The 20,295-nt window shown below is 67.0% G+C and carries 19 protein-coding genes and 1 tRNA gene; 9 read left to right on the top strand and 11 right to left on the bottom strand.

The annotated features are described in order from the left end of the window. Positions 1–58 precede the first annotated feature (58 nt). Positions 59–880 (bottom strand): SGNH/GDSL hydrolase family protein, encoded by an 822-nt coding sequence (locus ACIOU8_RS13780; protein WP_400790496.1) that lies wholly within the window; start codon positions 878–880, stop codon positions 59–61. 493 nt (positions 881–1,373) lie between these two features. Here ACIOU8_RS13780 and ACIOU8_RS13775 point away from each other — a divergent pair, with 493 nt between their 5' ends. Next, a complete protein-coding gene (locus tag ACIOU8_RS13775; protein WP_400790494.1) occupies positions 1,374–2,540 on the top strand; it encodes an IS481 family transposase in 1,167 nt (388 codons plus the stop codon). Positions 2,541–2,593: 53 nt separating this feature from the next. Here the strand turns inward: ACIOU8_RS13775 and ACIOU8_RS13770 are convergent. Then, positions 2,594–2,680 (bottom strand) — tRNA-Ser (locus ACIOU8_RS13770). Between the two features lie 345 nt (positions 2,681–3,025). On the opposite strand from ACIOU8_RS13770, the gene ACIOU8_RS13765 reads away from it, so the two are divergent. Further along, complete coding sequence (locus ACIOU8_RS13765; RefSeq protein ID WP_400790492.1) at positions 3,026–3,802, top strand: hypothetical protein; 777 nt, start codon at positions 3,026–3,028, stop codon at positions 3,800–3,802. A 313-nt stretch (positions 3,803–4,115) separates the two neighbouring features. On the opposite strand, the gene cydC is transcribed toward ACIOU8_RS13765, so the two are convergent. The 5 genes from cydC to ACIOU8_RS13740 all read right to left on the bottom strand — a co-directional run bounded on the left by cydC (position 4,116) and on the right by ACIOU8_RS13740 (position 10,899). Continuing rightward, positions 4,116–5,762 (bottom strand): thiol reductant ABC exporter subunit CydC, encoded by a 1,647-nt coding sequence (gene cydC, locus ACIOU8_RS13760; protein WP_400790707.1) that lies wholly within the window; start codon positions 5,760–5,762, stop codon positions 4,116–4,118. Between the two features lie 110 nt (positions 5,763–5,872). Beyond that, positions 5,873–7,552: a thiol reductant ABC exporter subunit CydD gene (gene cydD, locus ACIOU8_RS13755; protein ID WP_400790489.1), complete on the bottom strand. Its 1,680-nt coding sequence runs from the start codon at positions 7,550–7,552 to the stop codon at positions 5,873–5,875. 109 nt (positions 7,553–7,661) lie between these two features. After that, a complete protein-coding gene (cydB, locus tag ACIOU8_RS13750; protein ID WP_400790486.1) occupies positions 7,662–8,684 on the bottom strand; it encodes a cytochrome d ubiquinol oxidase subunit II in 1,023 nt (340 codons plus the stop codon). 14 nt (positions 8,685–8,698) lie between these two features. Next, positions 8,699–10,114 carry a cytochrome ubiquinol oxidase subunit I gene (locus tag ACIOU8_RS13745; protein WP_400790484.1) on the bottom strand — a complete coding sequence of 472 codons (1,416 nt, stop codon included), beginning with the start codon at positions 10,112–10,114 and terminating at the stop codon, positions 8,699–8,701. Between the two features lie 125 nt (positions 10,115–10,239). Further along, positions 10,240–10,899, bottom strand: a complete 660-nt coding sequence (locus ACIOU8_RS13740) for a helix-turn-helix transcriptional regulator (protein WP_400790481.1) — start codon at positions 10,897–10,899, stop codon at positions 10,240–10,242. Positions 10,900–10,999: 100 nt separating this feature from the next. On the opposite strand from ACIOU8_RS13740, the gene radA reads away from it, so the two are divergent. Then, positions 11,000–12,367 (top strand): DNA repair protein RadA, encoded by a 1,368-nt coding sequence (radA, locus tag ACIOU8_RS13735; RefSeq protein WP_400790479.1) that lies wholly within the window; start codon positions 11,000–11,002, stop codon positions 12,365–12,367. 444 nt (positions 12,368–12,811) lie between these two features. Here radA and ACIOU8_RS13730 read toward each other — a convergent pair whose 3' ends face one another. From ACIOU8_RS13730 to ACIOU8_RS13715, 4 genes are all read right to left on the bottom strand, one after another. Further along, on the bottom strand, positions 12,812–13,222 hold the full coding sequence (locus ACIOU8_RS13730) for a dehydrogenase (RefSeq protein ID WP_400790476.1): 411 nt from the start codon (positions 13,220–13,222) through the stop codon (positions 12,812–12,814). A gap of 281 nt (positions 13,223–13,503) precedes the next feature. Then, entirely contained in the window at positions 13,504–14,178 is a 675-nt protein-coding gene (locus ACIOU8_RS13725) for a hypothetical protein (protein ID WP_400790474.1), read from the bottom strand. 9 nt (positions 14,179–14,187) lie between these two features. After that, positions 14,188–14,691 (bottom strand): amino-acid N-acetyltransferase, encoded by a 504-nt coding sequence (locus ACIOU8_RS13720; RefSeq protein ID WP_290162167.1) that lies wholly within the window; start codon positions 14,689–14,691, stop codon positions 14,188–14,190. A 125-nt stretch (positions 14,692–14,816) separates the two neighbouring features. Then, a complete protein-coding gene (locus ACIOU8_RS13715; protein WP_290162165.1) occupies positions 14,817–17,342 on the bottom strand; it encodes an ATP-dependent Clp protease ATP-binding subunit in 2,526 nt (841 codons plus the stop codon). A gap of 227 nt (positions 17,343–17,569) precedes the next feature. On the opposite strand from ACIOU8_RS13715, the gene ACIOU8_RS13710 reads away from it, so the two are divergent. The 6 genes from ACIOU8_RS13710 to ACIOU8_RS13685 all read left to right on the top strand — a co-directional run bounded on the left by ACIOU8_RS13710 (position 17,570) and on the right by ACIOU8_RS13685 (position 20,244). After that, complete coding sequence (locus ACIOU8_RS13710) at positions 17,570–18,190, top strand: DUF2975 domain-containing protein (protein WP_400790470.1); 621 nt, start codon at positions 17,570–17,572, stop codon at positions 18,188–18,190. Continuing rightward, entirely contained in the window at positions 18,190–18,825 is a 636-nt protein-coding gene (locus ACIOU8_RS13705) for a hypothetical protein (RefSeq protein WP_400790467.1), read from the top strand. The genes ACIOU8_RS13710 and ACIOU8_RS13705 overlap by 1 nt, the downstream gene beginning before the upstream one ends. Continuing rightward, on the top strand, positions 18,822–19,052 hold the full coding sequence (locus ACIOU8_RS13700; RefSeq protein WP_400790464.1) for a helix-turn-helix domain-containing protein: 231 nt from the start codon (positions 18,822–18,824) through the stop codon (positions 19,050–19,052). The genes ACIOU8_RS13705 and ACIOU8_RS13700 overlap by 4 nt, the downstream gene beginning before the upstream one ends. A gap of 91 nt (positions 19,053–19,143) precedes the next feature. After that, complete coding sequence (locus tag ACIOU8_RS13695; protein WP_400790461.1) at positions 19,144–19,368, top strand: AbrB/MazE/SpoVT family DNA-binding domain-containing protein; 225 nt, start codon at positions 19,144–19,146, stop codon at positions 19,366–19,368. After that, positions 19,358–19,789, top strand: coding sequence for a type II toxin-antitoxin system VapC family toxin (locus tag ACIOU8_RS13690; RefSeq protein WP_400790458.1), 432 nt, complete (start codon positions 19,358–19,360; stop codon positions 19,787–19,789). The genes ACIOU8_RS13695 and ACIOU8_RS13690 overlap by 11 nt, the downstream gene beginning before the upstream one ends. A gap of 116 nt (positions 19,790–19,905) precedes the next feature. Further along, on the top strand, positions 19,906–20,244 hold the full coding sequence (locus ACIOU8_RS13685) for a hypothetical protein (protein ID WP_400790455.1): 339 nt from the start codon (positions 19,906–19,908) through the stop codon (positions 20,242–20,244). Positions 20,245–20,295: the final 51 nt, after the last annotated feature.

Genomic DNA, 20,295 nt, shown 5'->3' with positions numbered 1-20,295 from the left:
GGCTTACGTGAACACCTTGACTGAGAACCGATCCGCGATCCGGCGGTAGCCTTCTGCGTCAGGGGGCAACGCATCCGGTAGGAGGTGCGGCGTCCTCGGCGCTGAAGAGCTCCAAACCATCGACGTACCGGATGTTGTCGTCGCCCGCGCTGGTCCGCTGTTCGACGTGCAGCTTCATGATCTCTCGGACTCTGCCGAGGGTGAGAGATCCGCCGATAGCCGCACCGCTCTGTGCGCGGAAGTAGCTTCCACTCTCACCCATCACGAGTGGCCCAGGTTCGAACTCGAGCTGCTCGCAGTAGATTGGACTGACCAGCACGATTGGGACGAGTGGCAACTCTGCGCGGATGATGTCGACGAAATCGTGGAGCGCCGGTAGGAACGTACGCTCGGTTATCGTCACTCCCCCGACGATGTTGATGCCGATCTCGAGACTCACGATATCTGGCGCGGTGTCGACGATACAGCGAGCCATAGCGGCATCAAGGTGGCACTGGCCACCCAGACCGAGACTGACCAGTTCAACGTCGTTGTGACGAGCGACCGCAATCGGCCACGCATCCATCGGGAGGTCGACATCCGCGCATTGACTGATAGAGCTGCCGTGATCGGTCCACCGCCGACCCGCGGCATCGCTTGCTCGCAGGGAAGCGCGCGGGGCGACGCCGAAGTCGATGACTGCGACGCGAGCGTTCGTGGGTAGCCATATGCGCACTCGGCGGCGCGTCGAATCGGCACCGAGGTCGACCCGAATGCGCGAGGGACCCGCGGGCACGACAATGGACTGATCGGACGCATCCAGCGAAAGGACCGTCTGGGCGTCGAACTTCAGAGGTGCAATCTTGACGCCATCGATCTCGACACCAATGAACGAGTCCATGATGGGAGCACCGAAAAGGGACTCCGCGGGCGATGGCCGCCTCGAGCTCAACCCACTCCGCATCCGTCTGAAAGTCGAATCGGACGCCGGACGGATTGGAACTCACGAAGTCGAACTGGGGATCAGTGATGGTGCTCCGCGCGCGCTCGGTCGAGCGGTGGAAGACCACTCCGCCAGGTGACTGCTGGATCTCGACGGCCCCGCGGATGGTTGTCGGAAGCCGCCTCTGCCGTCGACCAGGTCTGGGTGTACAGACGCGCACGAGACGATCCGGCGGCTATGACCATGGTCAAGGAACTGTTACTGCTGTGTTACCGCACGGCGCATCCGGGCTATGAAGAAGGCCCCGAATCCCAGTCGTTACAAGGGGAGTCGGGGCCTTCGTGGTGGCGGTGACGGTGGTGTCTGGTTTCAGGACATCGTGAACGGGTGTCTCGGGACATCGTGAACGGCTGGTCTGGTGGAGTGGTGGTGTCTCAGGACATCGTGAACGGTGGCCAAGTACGAGATCCTCATCAAAGCCGTGACGATCCAGAAGCTCTCCTACGGCGAGGTGGCCGCGCGATACGGCGTCTCCAAAACGCTGGTCCACAAGCTCCATCACCGGTGGCTCGTCGAAGGCGACGCCGCGTACGAGCCTCGCTCGCGGCGTCCCCGCTCGTCACCCACTCGAACGCCCGACCGAATCCGCGAACGAGTCCTCGCACTGCGAGATGAACTCATCGCCCTCGGCGTCGATGCCGGGGCGGACACGATCAGCGAGCACCTGGCCCGTGAACGCATCTCCCTGTCCCGGGTGACGATCTGGCGGATCCTCACCGCAGCGGGCAAGGTCAGCCCGCAACCACAGAAGCGTCCCCGCTCGTCCTGGCGCCGATTCACCGCCGACCGCCCCAACGAGCTCTGGCAATCCGACTTCACCCACGTGTCCCTCAGCACCGGCGCGGACGTCGAAGTGATCGGCTGGATCGACGATCATTCCCGTTATCTGCTGCATCTCAGCGCCCACCCGCGCATCACCGGACACACCGTCACTGACACGTTTACCGCGTCAGCCCACGAGCACGGGTATCCCGCCGCAACGCTCACCGATAACGGCATGGTCTACACCACCCGCCTCGCCCGCGGAGGCAGAGGGCGCGGCGACGGAGCCGGCAACGCGTTCGAAACTCTCCTCGCCACCCTGGGCATCATCCAAAAGAACGGCAAACCCTTCAAACCCACCACACAAGGCAAGATCGAACGGTTCTGGCAGACGCTGAAGAACCACCTCCGAGCCCACCCCGCCGCGACCATCACCGAGCTGCAACACACCCTCGACGCGTTCCGCGACTACTACAACACCGTCCGACCACACCGCGCCCTCGGACGCAAAACCCCCACGTTCGCCTACGAACTCATCCCGAAAGCCGACCCCGCACGACCCGACGACCCGAACATCTGGCGCGTCCGCTACGACACCATCGACAACGACGGAAAAATCACCCTCCGCCACCACGGAAGACTCCTCCACCTCGGCATCGGACGCGCCCACACCCGCACCGAAATCATCTGCCTCGTCCACAACGACGACGCCACGATCATCATCCTCACCACCGGCGAACTCCTCGCCGAATTCACCCTCAACCCAGAAAAGAACTACCAACGCAAAAACGGTTGAACCCCCGAAACCGGGGGTTCAACCGTTCACGATGTCCTGCGACATCACAGCGGCGGTGACGGTGGGATTTGAACCCACGGTAGGGATTAACCTACACAACATTTCGAGTGTTGCACCTTCGGCCGCTCGGACACGTCACCGCGGACTAGCTTACGACAACCCGCGCCACGGCGCGAATCGGCGGCATCCTCGATTGAGATCCTGATCCTCGACCGAGACCCTGATCCTCGACCGAGACCCTGATCCTCGACTGAAACCCTAATCTTCGAATGAGACCCGCGGTCTGCACATGGGTCTCGCTCGGCAAGGCGGGTCTCGGCAGCACAGGTCGACCGACGCAGGGGTTTCGGACGGCAGGGAGGGTCTCGTCAGGGACAGGACCCCCTGCCGCGTGGCAACCCGTCCGGTTTTACCCCACCCCTCCCCCGGCGTCCGCCTGGCGTCCTGGTTAGGATGGCCTAAGGCATGCTCACGGAGGGGACGCAATGGGCTTCATCACATCAGAGGCGCTGGCCGAGACCGGCTACGTCGTGCTCGACGACCACGACCAGGCATCCGATCCCGCCGAGTGGCTCGACCTCGAGTACATCGGCTGGCGCTCATCCGGCGTCACCCGCTTCGCCCCGCTCGCGAGCTATGCCGGCGCGATCGAGTGCAACGGCTTCTGGAACCACACCCCGCCCCGCACCGACAAGGACGGTGTCTGGGTCGAGTCTCAGGTCGCGGTCGCCCCGACTCTGCAGCGGCGCGCACTCGAACCCGGCGCCGGAGTGGGCCGTTGCCGCGTCATCGAGCTGCAGCCCAATGAGTACGCGGATGCTGTCTACAACCTGCACCAGGACGACAACAACCGCCTCAACGACGACGGCACCGGATGGGTCGTGCGCGGCTACTACAACCTCTCCGACGACACCGACTCGCTGCTCCTGCTGCGCTCCGACCGCTTCGACCCCGCGACCGAGATCCGCTTGCCGCTGCGCGAGGGCTCCCGCATCATCGTCGACACCCAGCGCTTCTGGCACGCGGTCTGGCACCGCGGCACCGCCCCGCGCTACGCCCTGATCACGTCATGGACGTCTGGTCCCGAGCTCGACGCCTACATCGAGGCCAACCACGGCGACCCGCGCCCGGCGACGGTGGACCTCGACCCGCAGCTGGTGGACGACGCGCAGATCGAACTGCACCGACGCATCGAGGAGCGCCGCCGCGTGTTCGAGGCCCAGGGGATCGTGATGGAGCCGCGCGCCGACCTCAACGTCTGAGACGGGTCTCGGTCTGCTTCGTCCGGGGAGCATCCGCCCACACCTTCGGCCGACCGCCTGCAGGACCGACGCACGCCTGCAGGACCAGAACCCGGTTATCCACCCGACATCCGTGCCAGCATCCCGCAAACGACCCCAACCAACCCCACCCGGCACGTCATCCCGATCTCCTCGGCGCACCGCCTGCAGGACCGACGCACGCCTGCAGGACCAGAACCGGTTTTCCCCCCGACATCCGTGCCAGCATCCTGCAAACGGCCCACACCGACCCCACTCTGCAGACGACCTTCGCCACCCCACCCGGCAGACCCGACTACAACGAGACCGTGCGCCCGTCTTGCAACCTGACGATCCGGTCGACGGTTCCCGCCGGCGGGGCGACGTGCGAGATCAGCAGCACTGACTGCTCCCCCGCCGCCTGCAGCAGGTCGCGCAGCAGGGCATCGGATGCATCGGGGTCGACGCCCGCCGTCGGCTCGTCGAGCACGAGCACCGGGAAGCCGCGCAGCAGCGCGCGAGCCAGGGCGATGCGCTGCGCCTGACCGCCCGACACGAGGCCACCACGGTCGCCGACACGCGCATCCAATCCCCCGCGCTCGCGCGCCCACGAGCCGAGCCCCACCCGGTCGAGCACTGCGAGCAGCTCGTCGTCCGTCGCCGAGTCGCGGGCGAACAGCAGGTTCTGCCGGATGTCCTCGTCGAACAGCTGCGGACTCTGCTCGCACAGCCCGATCGTGCGGCGCAGCGCCGCCCCCGACAGCAGGGCGGCATTCCGCCCGCCGACCGAGTACTGGCCCTCGACCCGCAGGAATCCCACGAGCGCTGCGGCCAGCGAGCTCTTGCCCGCACCGCTCGGCCCCGACACGAGCACACGTTCGCCCGGATGCAGATCGAGGTCGACTCCGCGCAGCGCGGGCATCCCGCCCGGCCACCATGCCCGCACATCTCGCAGTCGCAGCGCGGGCACGCCGTCGATCTCGGCGTCGTCACCGTCGTCGGACCGCAGCTCGGAGGGCACCTCAGACGGAAGCACGTCGACGATGCGCTCGGCGCTCGACCGCACACTCCGCCACGATGCCGCGGCGATCGGCACCGCGCCGAAGACCTCGAACACGACCATCGGCACGAGCACGGCGACCGCGAGCCAGGGGCCGTCGATCGCTCCGGTCGTCAACCCCGGGGAAGCGACGGCGAGCGCCCAGACCGATGCGGCACCCGCCACCGCCGACACGATCCCGGCTGCGATCGCCTGCGCGAGCGAGGCGCGACTCACGGCCCGGCGAAGCTCAGCATCCGCCTGTCGAATCCGCTCGCGGGCCTGCGGCTCGGCACCGTAGGCGAGCAGCACGTCGAGTGCGCCGAAGTAGTCGGTCAGCGCGGCCGACAGGTCGCCGCGGCGACGTGAGACCGCGGCCTCGGCGCGGGACCCGAACAACCATCCGAGGCCGATCGCCGCGGCTGCGGCGATCACCAGACAGGCGGCCAGGGTCAGGGCAGCGGGTACCGACACGAACGCGAGGAACCCCACCGCACCGAGCGCCACGAGCCCCGCCACCGCGAGCGGCTGAACCACGCGCAGCGGCAGGTTCTGCAGATTCTCGACGTCGTCGACCAGAGCCGACAGCACGCGGCCGTGGTCGGTGCGTCCGAGTCCGGCAGGCGACAGCGGAGTCAGCCGCCGCACCATGTCGGCGCGGGTCGATGCGAGCTGACGCAGCGCCGCGTCATGACCGCTCAGCCGCTCGAGATAGCGGGTGACGGCGCGCGACACCGCGAAGAACCGGACGCCCACCACGGCGATCGACAGCGGCACGAGCGAATCCACGATCGACGCGCTGACGATCAGCCAGCCGCTCACGGCGAGCAGACTCACCGCGGCCCCCGCCGACAGGAAGCCCCAGATCGCGCCGGGAAGGAAGCGACGCAGAGGCGGCTGCGCGAGACGAAGGATGCCGCGCACGCGCGCCGCCGAACCGGGTCCCTGAGTCTGTTCCGTACCGGATCCCTGATCCGCCGCCGCACCGGGTCCCTGGTCCGCCGCCCCACCGGGTCCCTGAGCCTGTCGAAGGGTCACACGCTCACCCCCAGCTCGATGAGCTGATCGGCCACGTCCCGTGCCGACCGACGGTGCGAGACGAGCAGCACCGTCGCCCCGGCATCCGCCCTCGCACGCAGTGAGTTCCACAGACGCTGCTCGGTCTCCGGGTCCAGGGCACTGGACGGCTCATCGAGCGCCAGCACCGCATCGGGGCGCTGCGCCTGTCGATACAGCGCCCGCGCGACCGCGACCCGCTGCGCCTGTCCCCCAGAGAGCCCGCTGCCCTGCACACCCAGCTCGAGCGCCGGGTCGACGTCGTTCGCGCACGCGTTATCCAGGGCACGGCGGATGCCGTCGGCATCCGGGGTCTCATCGCCCAGCGCCACGTTCGCGGCGATCGTGCCGCGACTCAGCTGTGGGCGCTGCCCGCTCCACGCCAGCCATTCCGATGGCGCGAGCTCGCTCACATCCACCCCGCCGACCGCAGCCGCCCCCTCGAACTCGACGGCGCCGCGCAGGGCGGCCAGCAGGCTCGATTTGCCGGCCCCGCTCGGCCCCTCGATCAGTGTGATGGTGCCGGGCTCGGCGGTGAACGACACCGGCGGCAGATCGCGCACCCGCAGGTCGGAGATGACGAGTTCTCGCGCATTCGCCGTTCGCAACTCAGGAAGAGCACCCGAATCGTGCCCCTCCGACCCCGCCATGATCCCCTTCGCGGCATTCGTTCCTGAGTTGTGAACACCGGCCGACCGAGAGTCCACCAGGTCCTCCGCCAGGTCGAGCACCTCGAACACGTCTTCCGTCGCCGCAACCCCCTCGGCGGCTGCATGGAACTGCACCCCCACCTGGCGGATCGGCAGGAAGGCCTCGGGCGCGAGCAGCAACACGAACAATCCGACCTCGAGAGACAGATCACCCGAGAGCAGACGGAACCCGACCGCCACCGCGATCAGAGCCACCGCGATCGAGGCCAGCAACTCCATCGAGAAGCCCGAGAGAAAAGAGAACCGCAGCACCTTCATGGTCTCGCGGCGGTAGTCGTCGGCCGTCTGCTCGATCTGCGCAGCGGCGCGGCGCTCTCGTCCGAACAGGCGCAGCGTCGAGAGGCCCTGCACGGTGTCGGCGAAGCGCGCCGCGAGACGCTGCAGCGTCTGCCACTGCTTGCGCTGCACCGTGCGGGTGGCGATGCCGATGAGGATCAGGAACAGCGGGATCAGCGGCAACGTGATGACCGCGGTCAGCCCGCTCGGCCAGTCCTGCCACCACATGACCGCCACCAGCACTGGCGTCGCGACGACCGTGAGCACGAGCTGCGGGATATATCGGGCGAAGTACGCGTCGAGCGCCTCGAGCCCGTGCCCGGCGGTCACGGCGAGCCCAGCCTGATTGCGCTGGGCGAGCCACCCCGGTCCGAGGCGACCGACCGCGGCGATCAGCGCGGCCCGCAGCTGCATCCCGGTCTTCGCCGCAGCGCGGGTTCCGGCGGCATCCGAGGCGGCGATCAGCACGCCCCGAAGCCCCGCGAGACCGAGCAGCCACAGCAGCGAGGTGGCGACATCGCGTCCGGCGAGCGCGCCGGTGACGGCATCCGTCAGCATCCAGGCGAACGCGATCGTCACCGCCGTCTGCGCGACGCCGATAACGCCCGACAGCAGCAGGAACCCGCGGGCGGCGCTGGCATATCGGATCAACCGGATGTCTACCGGCTTCACGAGCACACCTCCCACGCCACAGACCCGAGAGAGGTCGCTCCGGTCGCAGTTCGTGCCGCTCCCCGATCAGGAAGGCGGCGCGAACTGCGACCAGAGCAGAAGCCGTGTCTCACGCGTGCGCCGGAGCCCCCTCGATCGAGCTGCGGGTGACGCGCTTGCGGAAGATCCAATACGTCCACGTCTGGTACGCGAGCACCAGCGGCAGGGCGATCAGGGCGGTCCAGCTCATGATGGTCAGCGTATACGGCGTGCTCGATGCGTTCTCGATCGTGAGGCTGAAGGCCGGGTCGATCGTCGACGGCATCACGTAGGGGAACAGCGCGGCGAACAGCATCACGACGGCGGATGCCACGGTGACAGCTCCCGCCGTGAACGCCCGCCCGTCGCGACCACGCAGCGAGAACAGCACCGAGGCGATGAGCGCGAGCGCGGCGACCAGACCGCATCCGACCACCATCAGCATCAGTGGAGCCTCACGACCCCAGGCGATGCCGATGGTCCAGATCACGGTGCCGGCGGCAGCGAGCACCGTGGGGCCGGCGGCGAGCTTCACCAGGCGACGAGCATCCGCGTGCACCTGCCCGTCGGTCTTGAGCGAGACGAACAGCACGCCGTGCAGGAAGAAGAGCAGCAGCGTCGTGACGCCGACGAGCAGCGAATAGGGGTTGAGCAGGGCGAAGAAGCCACCGACGTAGATGTGGCTCTCGTCGATCGCCACCCCCTGCACGATGTTGCCGAAGGCGACACCCCACAGCAGTGCGGGCACGGCAGAGCCGATCACGATCATCCGGTCGAAGCCGCGCTTCCACTGGGCGCTCTCGCGCTGGTGCCGGTACTCGAACGAGACGCCGCGCAAGATCAGCGCGAGCAGGATCAGCAGCAGCGGCAGGTAGAACCCGCTGAACAGCGTCGCATACCACTCGGGGAACGACGCGAACAGGCAGGCGCCGGCGACGATGACCCAGGTCTCGTTGAGATCCCAGATCGGGCCGATCGTGTTGATCACCTGGCGACGCGAGACGTCGTTCCTGCCGAGGAACGGCAGCGACATGCCCACGCCGAAGTCGAACCCGTCGAGCACGAAGTAGCCGACGAAGAGGAAGGCGACGATCCAGAACCACATGTATTCCATGACTGATCCCTTTCTCAGTACACGACCGACGGCAGCTGGGCCGTCTCCTCGTGGGGCTGCTCTTCGGTGTCAGGGCCCTTCTGGGCCGCTCTGATGATGAGGCGGATCTCGACCACGGCGAGCGCGGCGTAGATCGCGGTGAAGGCGATCAGCGAGATGAGGACCTCGACGCCGCTGACTCCCGGCGAGACGCCGTCTTGAGTGGTCATCAGGCCGAACACGATCCAGGGCTGTCTGCCCATCTCGGTGAAGACCCAGCCCATGATGTTGGCGACGAGCGCGAGGGGGAACGACCAGATCGCGAGCTTCCACATCCACGGGGCCGGCGGGTTCTTGGCTCCCTTGCGGGTGACCCACAGACCGACGACCGCGACGAGCGCGGCGGCCATGCCGAGGCCGATCATCCAGCGGAACGCCCAGTACGTGACCCAGAGCACCGGCGCGAACTCGGTGAGGCCCGTGTCGGCGAAGGTCGTGGCGTACTCGGCGTTGAGGTCGTTGATGCCGTGCACGCAGGCGTCGAACGTGTGCGTCGACAGCAGCGACAGCAGATACGGCACCCGGATGCTGAACAGCTCGGAGCTGCCGTCCGGGGTGCCGAGGGTGAAGAGGCTGAACGAGGCATCCGGCCCGCACACCGTGTTGAACGTCGCTTCAGCCGCGGCCATCTTCATGGGCTGCGCGGCATACATCGCGAGGCCCAGCTGGTCACCGGTGAGCACGACGCCGGCGGTCGAGACGATCATCGCCCAGAGTCCGAACTTGAGCGAGATGCGCATGGTGTCGAAGTGCTGTCCGCGGGCGAGGTGCCAGGCCGAGACCGAGATCACGACACCGGCGGCGAACATCAGCGCACCGAAGATCGTGTGCGGGAAGGCGGCGAGAGCAACCGGGTTCGTCAGCAGCGCCCAGAAGTCGGTGAGCTCGGCACGGTTCGTCTCGGGATTGAAGACGTACCCGACCGGGTTCTGCATGAACGCGTTGGCGGCGATGATGAAGTACGCCGACAGGATGCTGCCGATCGAGACGCACCAGATGGTGGCGAGGTGCAGCTTCTGCGGCAGCTTGTCCCAGCCGAAGATCCACAGGCCGATGAACGTGGCCTCGAAGAAGAACGCGAGCAGCCCCTCGAAGGCCAGCGGGGCGCCGAAGACGTCACCGACGAAGCGGGAGTAGTCCGACCAGTTCATGCCGAACTGGAACTCCTGCACGATGCCCGTCACGACACCCATGGCGAAGTTGATCAGGAAGATCTTGCCGAAGAAGCGCGTGAGGTGCAGGTACTGCACCTTGCCGGTGCGCACCCACGCGGTCTGGAAGATCGCGGCGACGAGCGCCATGCCGATCGTCAGAGGCACGAAGAGGTAGTGGTAGACGGTCGTCAGACCGAACTGCCATCGAGACAGGACCAGCGGGTCTAGCCATTCCATGAGCCACTCCTTCTTCCGCGCCCAGGTTCTTCTGTGCGCCGGTTCTTCTGTGCGCCGGGTGCCACGCTAACGACGGGTCCGCCGCCCCCGATGGGCCGCCGACCGTGAATAAGACAGATGCTCGCCTAGGCGGCGGTCATCTCCGTCAGGCGCAGCTGCACGGTGCAATCCGCCGGGAGGGCGGAGGTGCGCACGGCCTCTGCGGCGAGCGGCCCACCGGCTTCGGTGAGCACCCCCTGCATGAGGCCGAGGTGCACGGAGCACAGCATCGGACGGTCTTCGGCGCGACCCGCGGCGTGCGGGCACGGGCTGAGATCGACAGTGAGCTGCTCGTCGTCGACGACGGGCTCGAAGCCGCTCTCCTCCAAGTGTTCGATCAGGGCGTCCAGCTGATAGGTCGCGTCACGACCCAGAGCGGATGCCGACGCAGGAAGGACTCGACGCAGCAGATCGCCGCGAACGGCAGCCGCCTTCGCCTTGTTGCGGGCGATGGGGCTGGAGGCATCCGCTGTTCCGGTCGCCGCACTGTAGAGCGTGCGCGGACGGCCGCGGGTGGTGCGGTGCTCGCTGGCCTGGATGACGTAGCCGCCCTCGATCAGGCGCTGCAGGTGCTCGCGCACCGTGTTGGGGTGCAGCCCTGTGGCCTCGCACAGCTCGCCGATCGTGAGCTCCGCACGCGTCTGCGCGGTGTCGTTCTGCGCCGATCCGCCCTCGAACAGCGCGTGCAGGATCCGCACTCGCGAGAAGGTCGAGATCGGCCCGCAGACGGGCCCGCCGTTGGCCATGACTCCAGTATCCCGTGGCCGCTGCGCGACATCGAGGGGTTGGGCCGTGAATAATGCCCGAACCGATAGGGATGTCTGATCCCGGCGATAGCCTGGCTGCATGGCCACCCGAAAACCTGCCCCTCCCGCATACGTCTGCACCGAATGCGGCTGGACGACGGCCAAGTGGGTGGGCCGGTGCGCCGAGTGCCAGCAGTGGGGCACCGTGCAGGAGCAGGGTGCGCAGACCGGCATCCTGAGCCGCATCACTCCTCTCGCGCCGACCGCGGCGAAGGCCGCTCGACCGATCACGCAGATCACGACCGAAGACGCTCCCCGTCGCACGAGCGGGGTGGGCGAGTTCGACCGCGTGCTCGGCGGTGGCATCGTGCCCGGTGCGGCCATCCTGCTCAGCGGCGAACCGGGTGTCGGCAAGTCGACGCTGCTGCTCGAGGTCGCAGCCCAGGCGGCCCGATCGGGGCGTCGCGTGCTCTATGCGAGCGCCGAGGAGTCTCCCGCCCAGGTGCGCCTGCGCGCAGAGCGCACCGGAGCTCTGCACGACGAGCTCTATCTGGCGAGCGAGACCGACCTCGCGACGATCCTCGGGCACATCGACGAGGTGGCGCCGCAGCTGGTCATCGTCGACTCGGTGCAGACGGTGTCGTCGTCGCTCATCGACGGCGCAGCCGGTCAGCCGAGTCAGGTGCGCGAGGTCGCGGCGACCCTGATCCGGGTGGCGAAAGACCGCGGGCTGCCGGTCATCCTCGTCGGCCACGTCACGAAAGACGGCACCGTCGCGGGTCCCCGCGTGCTCGAGCACCTGGTCGACGTCGTCTGCCACTTCGAGGGCGACCGACAGACCTCGCTGCGCTTCATCAGAGCGCTCAAGAACCGCTTCGGTCCCACCGATGAGGTCGGATGCTTCGAGATGACCGGTGCGGGCATCTCCGAGGTTCCCGATCCCTCGGGCCTCTTCCTGTCTCAGGGCGCGACCGAGCCCGGCACGTGCGTAGCCATCTCGCTCGAAGGCCGTCGGGCTCTGCCGGTCGAGGTGCAGGCGCTCACGATCACCACGACGGCGCCGAATCCCCGTCGTGTCGTGCACGGCCTCGACTCCTCACGTGTGGCGATGGTGCTGGCGATCCTCGAGCGACGGGCGCACATCAAGACCAGCAATCTCGATGTCTACGTCTCGACCGTCGGCGGTGTGCGCTTCACCGAACCGGCCGCCGACCTGGCGATCGCGATCGCCGTCGCCGGGTCCATCCAGCAGATCTCGGTGCCGCGCACGGTCGCCGCCGTCGGAGAGCTCAGTCTGGCGGGCGAGATCCGGCCCGTGACCCAGTCGGCGCAGCGCCGTTCAGAGGCCGCGCGACTCGGCTACGACCAGGTGGTCGACGACCGCTCGAAGACCCTGCGCGCGGCGCTGAACGACGTGCGCGCCCGCAACACCACCCGACGCAGCGAAGCAGACATCCCGCCGTTCTGAGCCGGCGCCTCGGGCACGCACCCAGCCGGTCGACAACGCACCGCCACGCCCTCGCCCCGCCAGACCGCCACTTTCGCACGCCCCGCGCCGCCAGACGGGGCCGCTTTCGCACGCCCCCCGCCAGACGTGGCCACTTTCGCACGCCCCCCGCCAGACGTGGCCACTTTCGCACGCCCCCCGCCAGACGTGGCCACTTTGACACCCGAAAAGGCCGATCGCGATGCAAAAGTGACCCCGCACGGGCGGCCGATGCGAAAGTGGCCCCGCACAGGCCGTCGAGCCCCGCGCGGCCGCCCGCCGCGCCCACACCTCAGACGGGGTCAAAAACGCACCCGAAACGGCCGATCGCGATGCGAAAGTGACCCCGCATCGCGCCGCACCGGCGCGCGAGAGCCAAGCACGCGAGCGAACCGCCCCACCATGCGGCACCCGGACGGGCAGGAGTCAGGCGTCGAGCGCCTTGAGGAGCTCCTCAGGTGAGGCCTGCATCGGATGCGGACCCGCGATGTCGAGGAACACGGTCGTGATCGGGTGGGCGCCGAGGAACTTCCGCAGCCAGTCGGCTGTGTAGATCCCGACGCCCGGAGGCAGGTTCGCCGGCTTGTTCTTGGCATCGCTGAACAGCAGCAGCGCCAGATCGCCCGACGTCGGGTCGCGATAGGTCCAGACCTCTCCGCTGTCGAGTGGGTTATCACGAGCGCCGGGCTTGACGAGTGGCACGACCGTGGTGCCGTGGCGCAGAGCCAGGGCCACCGCAGCGATGTCCTGCTTCTCCAGCGCCTGAGCGAGGGCGTCCGACCGGAAATCCTCGGGTGCGGGCTTGCTCTTCGCGGATTTCGACTTCTTCGCTGCCATGCATCCAGCATATTCAGCGGATGCCGACACGTGCGCCGAAACGGGAGTGGAGATGGAAAGGGGCCCTCTCGAGTCATCCATTGGGGACTGGGGTACTCGAGAGGGCCCACGGACCCTCGGGGCGGCATGTCGAAGCGCTGGGGACGCTGTGCTCGACGCCACTGGGGATGGCATGCGCCGCAAGTTCTGCGAGGGTCACCTCAATGGTATCCCAAAGAATGAGCAGTGTCACCCGAAACTGAGTGCAGGACTGTATTCGAGACGTTTGGCCAGTCTCGGCGTCAATAGAGCAGGATCTGCTTCGTGGTCGTGCCCTTGAAGCCACCGATCTCAACGGCGACGTGGTACGACGCTCCACCCCCGGGCGCGCGCGGACGATTCTCGTCGGCGCACGTCTCGACGCTCGAGCGAGTGCGATCCCAGATGACCGGCACCTTGCTCGTCACGGTCGCGCCTGCGGTGAGCGTCGCGACCATGCTGCTCGGATTCTCCTGGCAATCGGTCGACGTCCACCAGACGTCGGATCCACTCGACACCGTGAGCCTCTGGGTCGTCGACCCCACGTCGATCGCGCAGTCTGTGGATCCGCGATTGGTCAGCGAGATCGACAGCTGCGGCAGCACGCCCGGGTCGTACGTGTCGGCATCGGTCACGGCCGCGACCTCGACGTCCCGGGCCTCGCACGCGACGATCCCCGGAGTCTCCTCCGCCGACGACTCGGGCGACGGCGACTCAGGCGACGGCGATTCGGCTGCGGTCGACTCGGATGCGGTGGGATCGAGTGTCGGCGAGTCCGATGCGGACGCACTCGGCGATGGCGTCGCCTCGGCAGCATTCGCCCACGGGCGTGCCATGAGCAGCCACACCGCGACGCAGACGACCGCGACCAACACGATCGCCGCGACGAGGGTCACCAATCGCCGGCGGCGATACACGGCGGCGGAGTGACGAGGCATTAGTTCAGGTTAGTTGAGGCTCTTCAGCATCCTGGTGTTGCCGAGCGTGTTCGGCTTGACGTGGGCGAGATCGAGGAACTCCTCGACACCCGCATCGCCGCTGCGCAGCAGCTGCGAGTAGACGTCGGGGTCGACGACCTGTTCGCCGATGATCGAATAGCCGCGCCGACCGAAGAACTCGACCTCGAAAGTCAGGCAGAACAGTCGACTGAGGCCGAGCCCGCGCGCCTGCTCCTCGAGCGCGCCGACGATCGCACCGCCGACTCCGTGGTGCAACCAGTCCCCGCGCACCATGAGGGTGCGCACTTCGCCGAGGTCCTCCCAGAACACGTGCAGCGCACCGCATCCGATCAGCTCGCCGTCAGCCTCGGCGACCACGAACTCCTGCACTGCGCCGTAGAGCACGGCGAGGTCTTTGCCGAGCAGGATGCGCTGCTCGACCATCGGCTGCAGAAGGTTGCGGATGCCGATGATGTCGGCGCTGCGCGCCGGCCGGACGATGTACTCGCTCACACCTCAAGCCTAGAACCCGTCACCTCCCGAGACCCTGAGCCGCCCCGGAATGCCGGAGTGCTGAGTGACCCCCAGACACACAGAAGGGGCGGATGCAGTTCGCATCCGCCCCTTCTGTGATCAGGTCACTCCCCGCTGGCGACCGCCAGGTCGGGGGTGCCGGAGATCGCTCCGCCGGTGTTCACGCCGACCGCGACCTTCTCGCCGCGGGGGCCGTGCTCGAAGAGGAACTCGCCGTCCTTCGAGTCGACCTTCACGTGGTCGCCCGGGTTGAGCTCGCCGTGCAGGATCTTCTCGGACAGACGGTCCTCGACCTCGTGCTGCATCGCGCGGCGCAGCGGTCGGGCACCGAGTGCCGGGTCGAACCCGATCTCGATCAGACGCTCCTTGGCGGCCTGCGAGAGCTCGATCGTCATGTCACGGTCGAGCAGACGCTCGCCGAGGCGCTTCGTGAACAGATCGACGATCTGCACGAGCTCGTCCTTCGACAGCTGCGGGAACACGATGATGTCGTCGACACGGTTGAGGAACTCGGGCTTGAAGTTGCGCTTGAGCTCTTCGTTGACCTTGCCCTTCATCCGCTCGTAGTTCGTCGAGTTGACGCCCTCGATCTGGAATCCGACCGGACCACCGGCGATGTCACGTGCACCGAGGTTGGTGGTCATGATGATGACGGTGTTCTTGAAGTCGATCACGCGGCCCTGACCATCGGTCAGACGACCCTCTTCGAGGATCTGCAGCAGCGAGTTGAAGATGTCCGGGTGGGCCTTCTCGATCTCGTCGAACAGCACCACGCTGAACGGCTTGCGGCGCACCTTCTCGGTGAGCTGGCCGCCCTCTTCGAATCCGACGAATCCGGGAGGGGCACCGAACAGACGCGAGACGGTGTGCTTCTCACCGAACTCGCTCATGTCGAGCGAGATGAGAGCAGCTTCGTCGTCGAACAGGAACTCGGCGAGCGCCTTGGCGAGCTCGGTCTTTCCGACGCCCGTGGGGCCGGCGAAGATGAACGAACCGGAGGGACGCTTCGGGTCCTTGAGGCCGGCACGCTGACGACGGATCGTCTTGGAGAGCGCCGCGATGGCCTCCTCCTGACCGATGACGCGCTGGTGCAGCGCCTTCTCCATGAAGACGAGTCGCGAGGACTCCTCTTCCGTCAGCTTGAAGACGGGGATGCCGGTGGCCTGTGCGAGCACCTCGGCGATCAGGCCCTCGTCGACGACCGCCTGGGTCGCGACGTCACCCGAGCGCCACTGCTTCTCGAGGCGCAGGCGCTCGGCGAGGAGGCTCTTCTCCTCGTCGCGCAGCGATGCGGCCTTCTCGAAGTCCTGGTCTTCCGACGCCACTTCCTTCTGCTCGCGCACCTTGGCGATCTTCTCGTCGAATTCGCGCAGCTCGGGCGGGCTCGACAGGATGCTGAGGCGCAGGCGTGCGCCGGCCTCATCGATCAGGTCGATGGCCTTGTCGGGCAGGAACCGGTCGGAGACGTAGCGGTCGGCGAGGTTCGATGCCGCGACGATCGCGCCGTCGGTGATCTGCACCTTGTGGTGCGCCTCGTAGCGGTCGCGCAGCCCCTTGAGGATGTTGATCGTGTGGGGCAGGCTCGGCTCGTTCACCTGGATCGACTGGAAGCGGCGCTCGAGAGCGGCATCCTTCTCGAAGTGCTTGCGGTACTCGTCGAGCGTGGTGGCGCCGATGGTCTGGAGCTCACCTCGGGCGAGGAGCGGCTTGAGGATGCTGGCCGCGTCGATCGCGCCCTCGGCGGCACCCGCACCCACGAGGGTGTGGATCTCGTCGATGAAGACGATGATGTCGCCGCGCGTGCGGATCTCCTTGGTGACCTTCTTCAGACGCTCTTCGAAGTCACCGCGGTAGCGGGAACCGGCGATGAGCGAGCCGAGGTCGAGCGAGTAGAGCTGCTTGTCCTTCAGCGTCTCGGGCACATCGCCCTTGACGATCGCCTGGGCGAGGCCCTCGACGACGGCGGTCTTGCCGACGCCGGGCTCGCCGATCAGCACGGGGTTGTTCTTGGAGCGGCGGGACAGGATCTGCATGACCCGCTCGATCTCCTTCTCGCGACCGATGACCGGGTCGAGCTTGTTGTCGCGCGCGGCCTGGGTCAGGTTGCGACCGAACTGGTCGAGCACCTGCGAGCCGCCCTGGGCGCTCGGGGTGTCGTTCGACTGCGCGCCGACGGCTGCCGGCTCGCGTCCGGGAGCACCCGACAGAAGCTGGATGACCTGCTGGCGGACCTTGTTGAGGTCGGCGCCGAGCTTGACGAGCACCTGGGCTGCGACACCCTCGCCCTCGCGGATGAGGCCGAGCAGGATGTGCTCGGTGCCGATGTAGTTGTGGCCGAGCTGCAGAGCCTCGCGGAGGCTGAGCTCGAGCACCTTCTTGGCGCGCGGCGTGAACGGGATGTGCCCGGTCGGCTGCTGCTGCCCCTGACCGATGATGTCCTGAACCTGCTCGCGGACGGCGTCAAGGGAGATGCCGAGGCTTTCGAGCGCCTTGGCTGCGACACCCTCACCCTCGTGGATGAGGCCGAGCAGGATGTGCTCAGTGCCGATGTAGTTGTGGTTGAGCATCTTCGCCTCTTCTTGGGCGAGGACGACCACTCGACGGGCTCGGTCCGTGAATCTCTCGAACATGCTGTGACTCCTTATTCGCACGGGGCGAAGCGCTGAGTCCTCGACGGGTCTCCGCGCCTGTACATCGAGAGTAACCACCGTGCGGATGCTGTATGCCCGTGTTCGCCGTCGGCATAGCGCCACGGTGGTCGGTGACGGCGCTCTCGAGCGGCCGGGGTTGACTCACTTATCGACAGTCGTTATGTTAACGATTATCGGTAATAACGACTCTCGATAAGGAGTGGATGATGACCTCGACGAAGACCCGCCCGATCTCTCGCGGCGACCGCGGAGCCCTGGTCGGCTTCTGCATCGCCGGAGCTCTGATCGCCGCCTACATCACCGTGTTCTCGGTCTTCCGCATCATCGAACTCGCCCGCGGCGTGGACGTGCCGGTGCTCGTCGAGTTCATCAGCTCGAAGACGTCGGTAGACCTGCCGCTGAGCACCGGCACCAGCATCCCCGTCGGCGTCGACAGCGCCGTGATCACGGCCCCCGAGCTGCCGGCGATCGCCGCGGTGCCGGGCATCATCGGCCAGATCGCTCAGATCCTGACGATCGTGATCGTGATCGGATGCCTGATCCTGCTGGCGCGGAGCGTGCTGACCGACCGCGTGTTCAGCCGCCGCAACACCGCTCTCGTCGCGACAGCCGGCATCGCCGGACTCGTCGGCTTCGCGGCCGTGCGCTTCTTCGACAACATGCTCGCCAACGCCACGGTGGCGCGGATCACCGACAACGGCATCGACAACGCCGTGATGAGCGTCGAGCCGTTCACCTTCATTCTCGGAGCGTTCGTGGTCGCCCTCATCTGCACCGTCTTCGCGGTCGGCGACCGCCTGCAGCGCGACACCGAGGGGCTCGTCTGATGGGCACTGTGACCGCGACCCGCTCCCAGACCGCCGATGCGATCACCGTCATCCTCTTCGGTGCGGCCGCGCTCGTCGTGACGGCGATCAGCACCGTGCTGCGCGTGCTCGGAACCTTCCGAGATCAGGGCATCGCGTGGTCCATCCCCATCGACGAGCAGCCGATCGACGCGACCGTCGGCTCGGGAGCCGCGTCGGTCGAGGGGATCGCTCAGGAGGCGATGGTGTTCGCCACCGGAGTGGATGCCGCCTCGACCGCAGCGATCATCGGCTCGCTCGTGCTGTGGGCGCTCGCCCCGCTGATCGTCATCGTCGGCGTGATGCTCGTCGCCTGGAACTTCCTCCGCGGACGCTTCTTCGTGCGGAGCAACGCACGGGCCTTCGACGCGATCGGCTGGACCCTCGTGCTCGCTCCGATGTTCATCCTGCTGCTCGAGAAACTGGGGCTGAACGGGGTGTCTGCCGCGGTCGGGCTCGGCTCAGGCGAACCAGTGCATCCGATCGAGTTCTGGTCGATCGTCCCGCTCTTCGCGACCGGCGTCGCGGTGGGCCTCATCGCAGCCGCATTCCGTCAGGGCATCCGCCTGCAGCGTTCGAACGAGGCCCTCGAGGACGATACGAGGGGCCTCGTATGAGCCCGGCGGAGAGCGACGACGAGCTCACCGGCATCCACTGTCGCCTCGACGAGCTGCTCGCGGAACGCGGGATGACGCTGACCGAGCTGAGCGCGCGCGTCGGCGTCAGCATCGTGAACCTGTCGGTTCTCAAGAACGACCGTGCTCGGGCGATCAGGTACTCGACCTTGCGTGCGATCTGCGACGCCCTCGGGTGCGAGGTCGGCGATCTGTTGGTGCTCGCGTAGCGTCAGGCGACGCGAGCCGAATGCCGGTGGACACTCGCGCGTAATACGTTGCGGACGTACCATGTAATACACGTGATCGGAGGAGGATCGAATGAGACTCAACAGCAAGGGGCAGGTGACGATTCCCGCCGAACTGCGTCACCGACTCGGTTTCGAAACGGGCGACGAGGTCGATGTGATCGACGACGGCGGCGTGCTGCGCATCATCCGAGCCCAGGATTTGACTCGCGGCGAGCAGGCGGTCTTGCGTGTTCGCGGCATCCTCGGCGCAGGCCGAACCACCGCTGAGGTGATGGAACTCACGCGTGGCGAGTGACGTCGCAACCCTCGTCGACACGAACGTCCTGCTGGACGTCTTCTCCGACGACCCCGACTGGGCTGATTGGTCGAGTTCCGCCCTCGCTGCAGCCCGCGATGCAGGCCGACTGATCATCAACCCGATCATCTATGCGGAGCTCTCTGTTCGCTTCGATACAGCCGCTGCGTTGGACAGAGCACTCGGAACGCTAGATGTGCAACGAGACGATCTTCCGTACGAGGCGGCGTTCGCCGCAGCGGCGGCATTTCTCGAATACAGGCGGCGGCGTGGATCTCGCACATCACCGCTTCCTGACTTCTACATCGGCGCGCATGCGGTGGAGCGTCGTTACCGCCTGCTGACGCGAGACGCCGCGCGCTATTTCACGTACTTTCCCCAACTGACGGTGGTCGCGCCGAACGAGCGTCGACGCAGCTGACGCGAGAGCCGTCAGGCCTGGCAGAACGTCGCTATCGCGACCCGGCGTGCATCACGAACACCACGCCGAGCGCAACCCCTTCTATGAATCTTCTGTGCGCCGATAGCGTCGACGGCATGAAGCTCAACGACCGGAACCTGCGCACACCCTCCCGCATACTCATGGCACTCCCCATCGCCGCACTCGCGTTCTCGCTCGCCGCCTGCGGTGGAACGTCCCGTCCAGCGGTCGAAGACGTCGCCGACGGCATCCAGAAGGTCTACGAGGATCAGGGGCTCGGCGATGCCGTCACGGACGAGGTCGCCACCTGCTTCGCCGAAGCCCTCGTCGACTCCGACCTGAGCGACGAGACCCTGACCTACATCGCCAACGGCGAGGACAAGCAGTCCAGCCAGGACGACAAGGCTCTGACCACACAGATCCTCACCGACAACCTCGAGAAGTGCGCGGGCTGACGCACGCCATCCTGATCGACGCTGGATGACGGATGCCGCGGCATCCGTCAT

This window comes from Microbacterium sp. NPDC087589, from assembly GCF_044743635.1.
Taxonomy (GTDB): Bacteria; Actinomycetota; Actinomycetes; order Actinomycetales; family Microbacteriaceae; genus Microbacterium.
The sequence above is the reverse complement of the archived record's forward strand: the minus strand, read 5'-3'. Positions and strand labels throughout refer to the sequence as shown.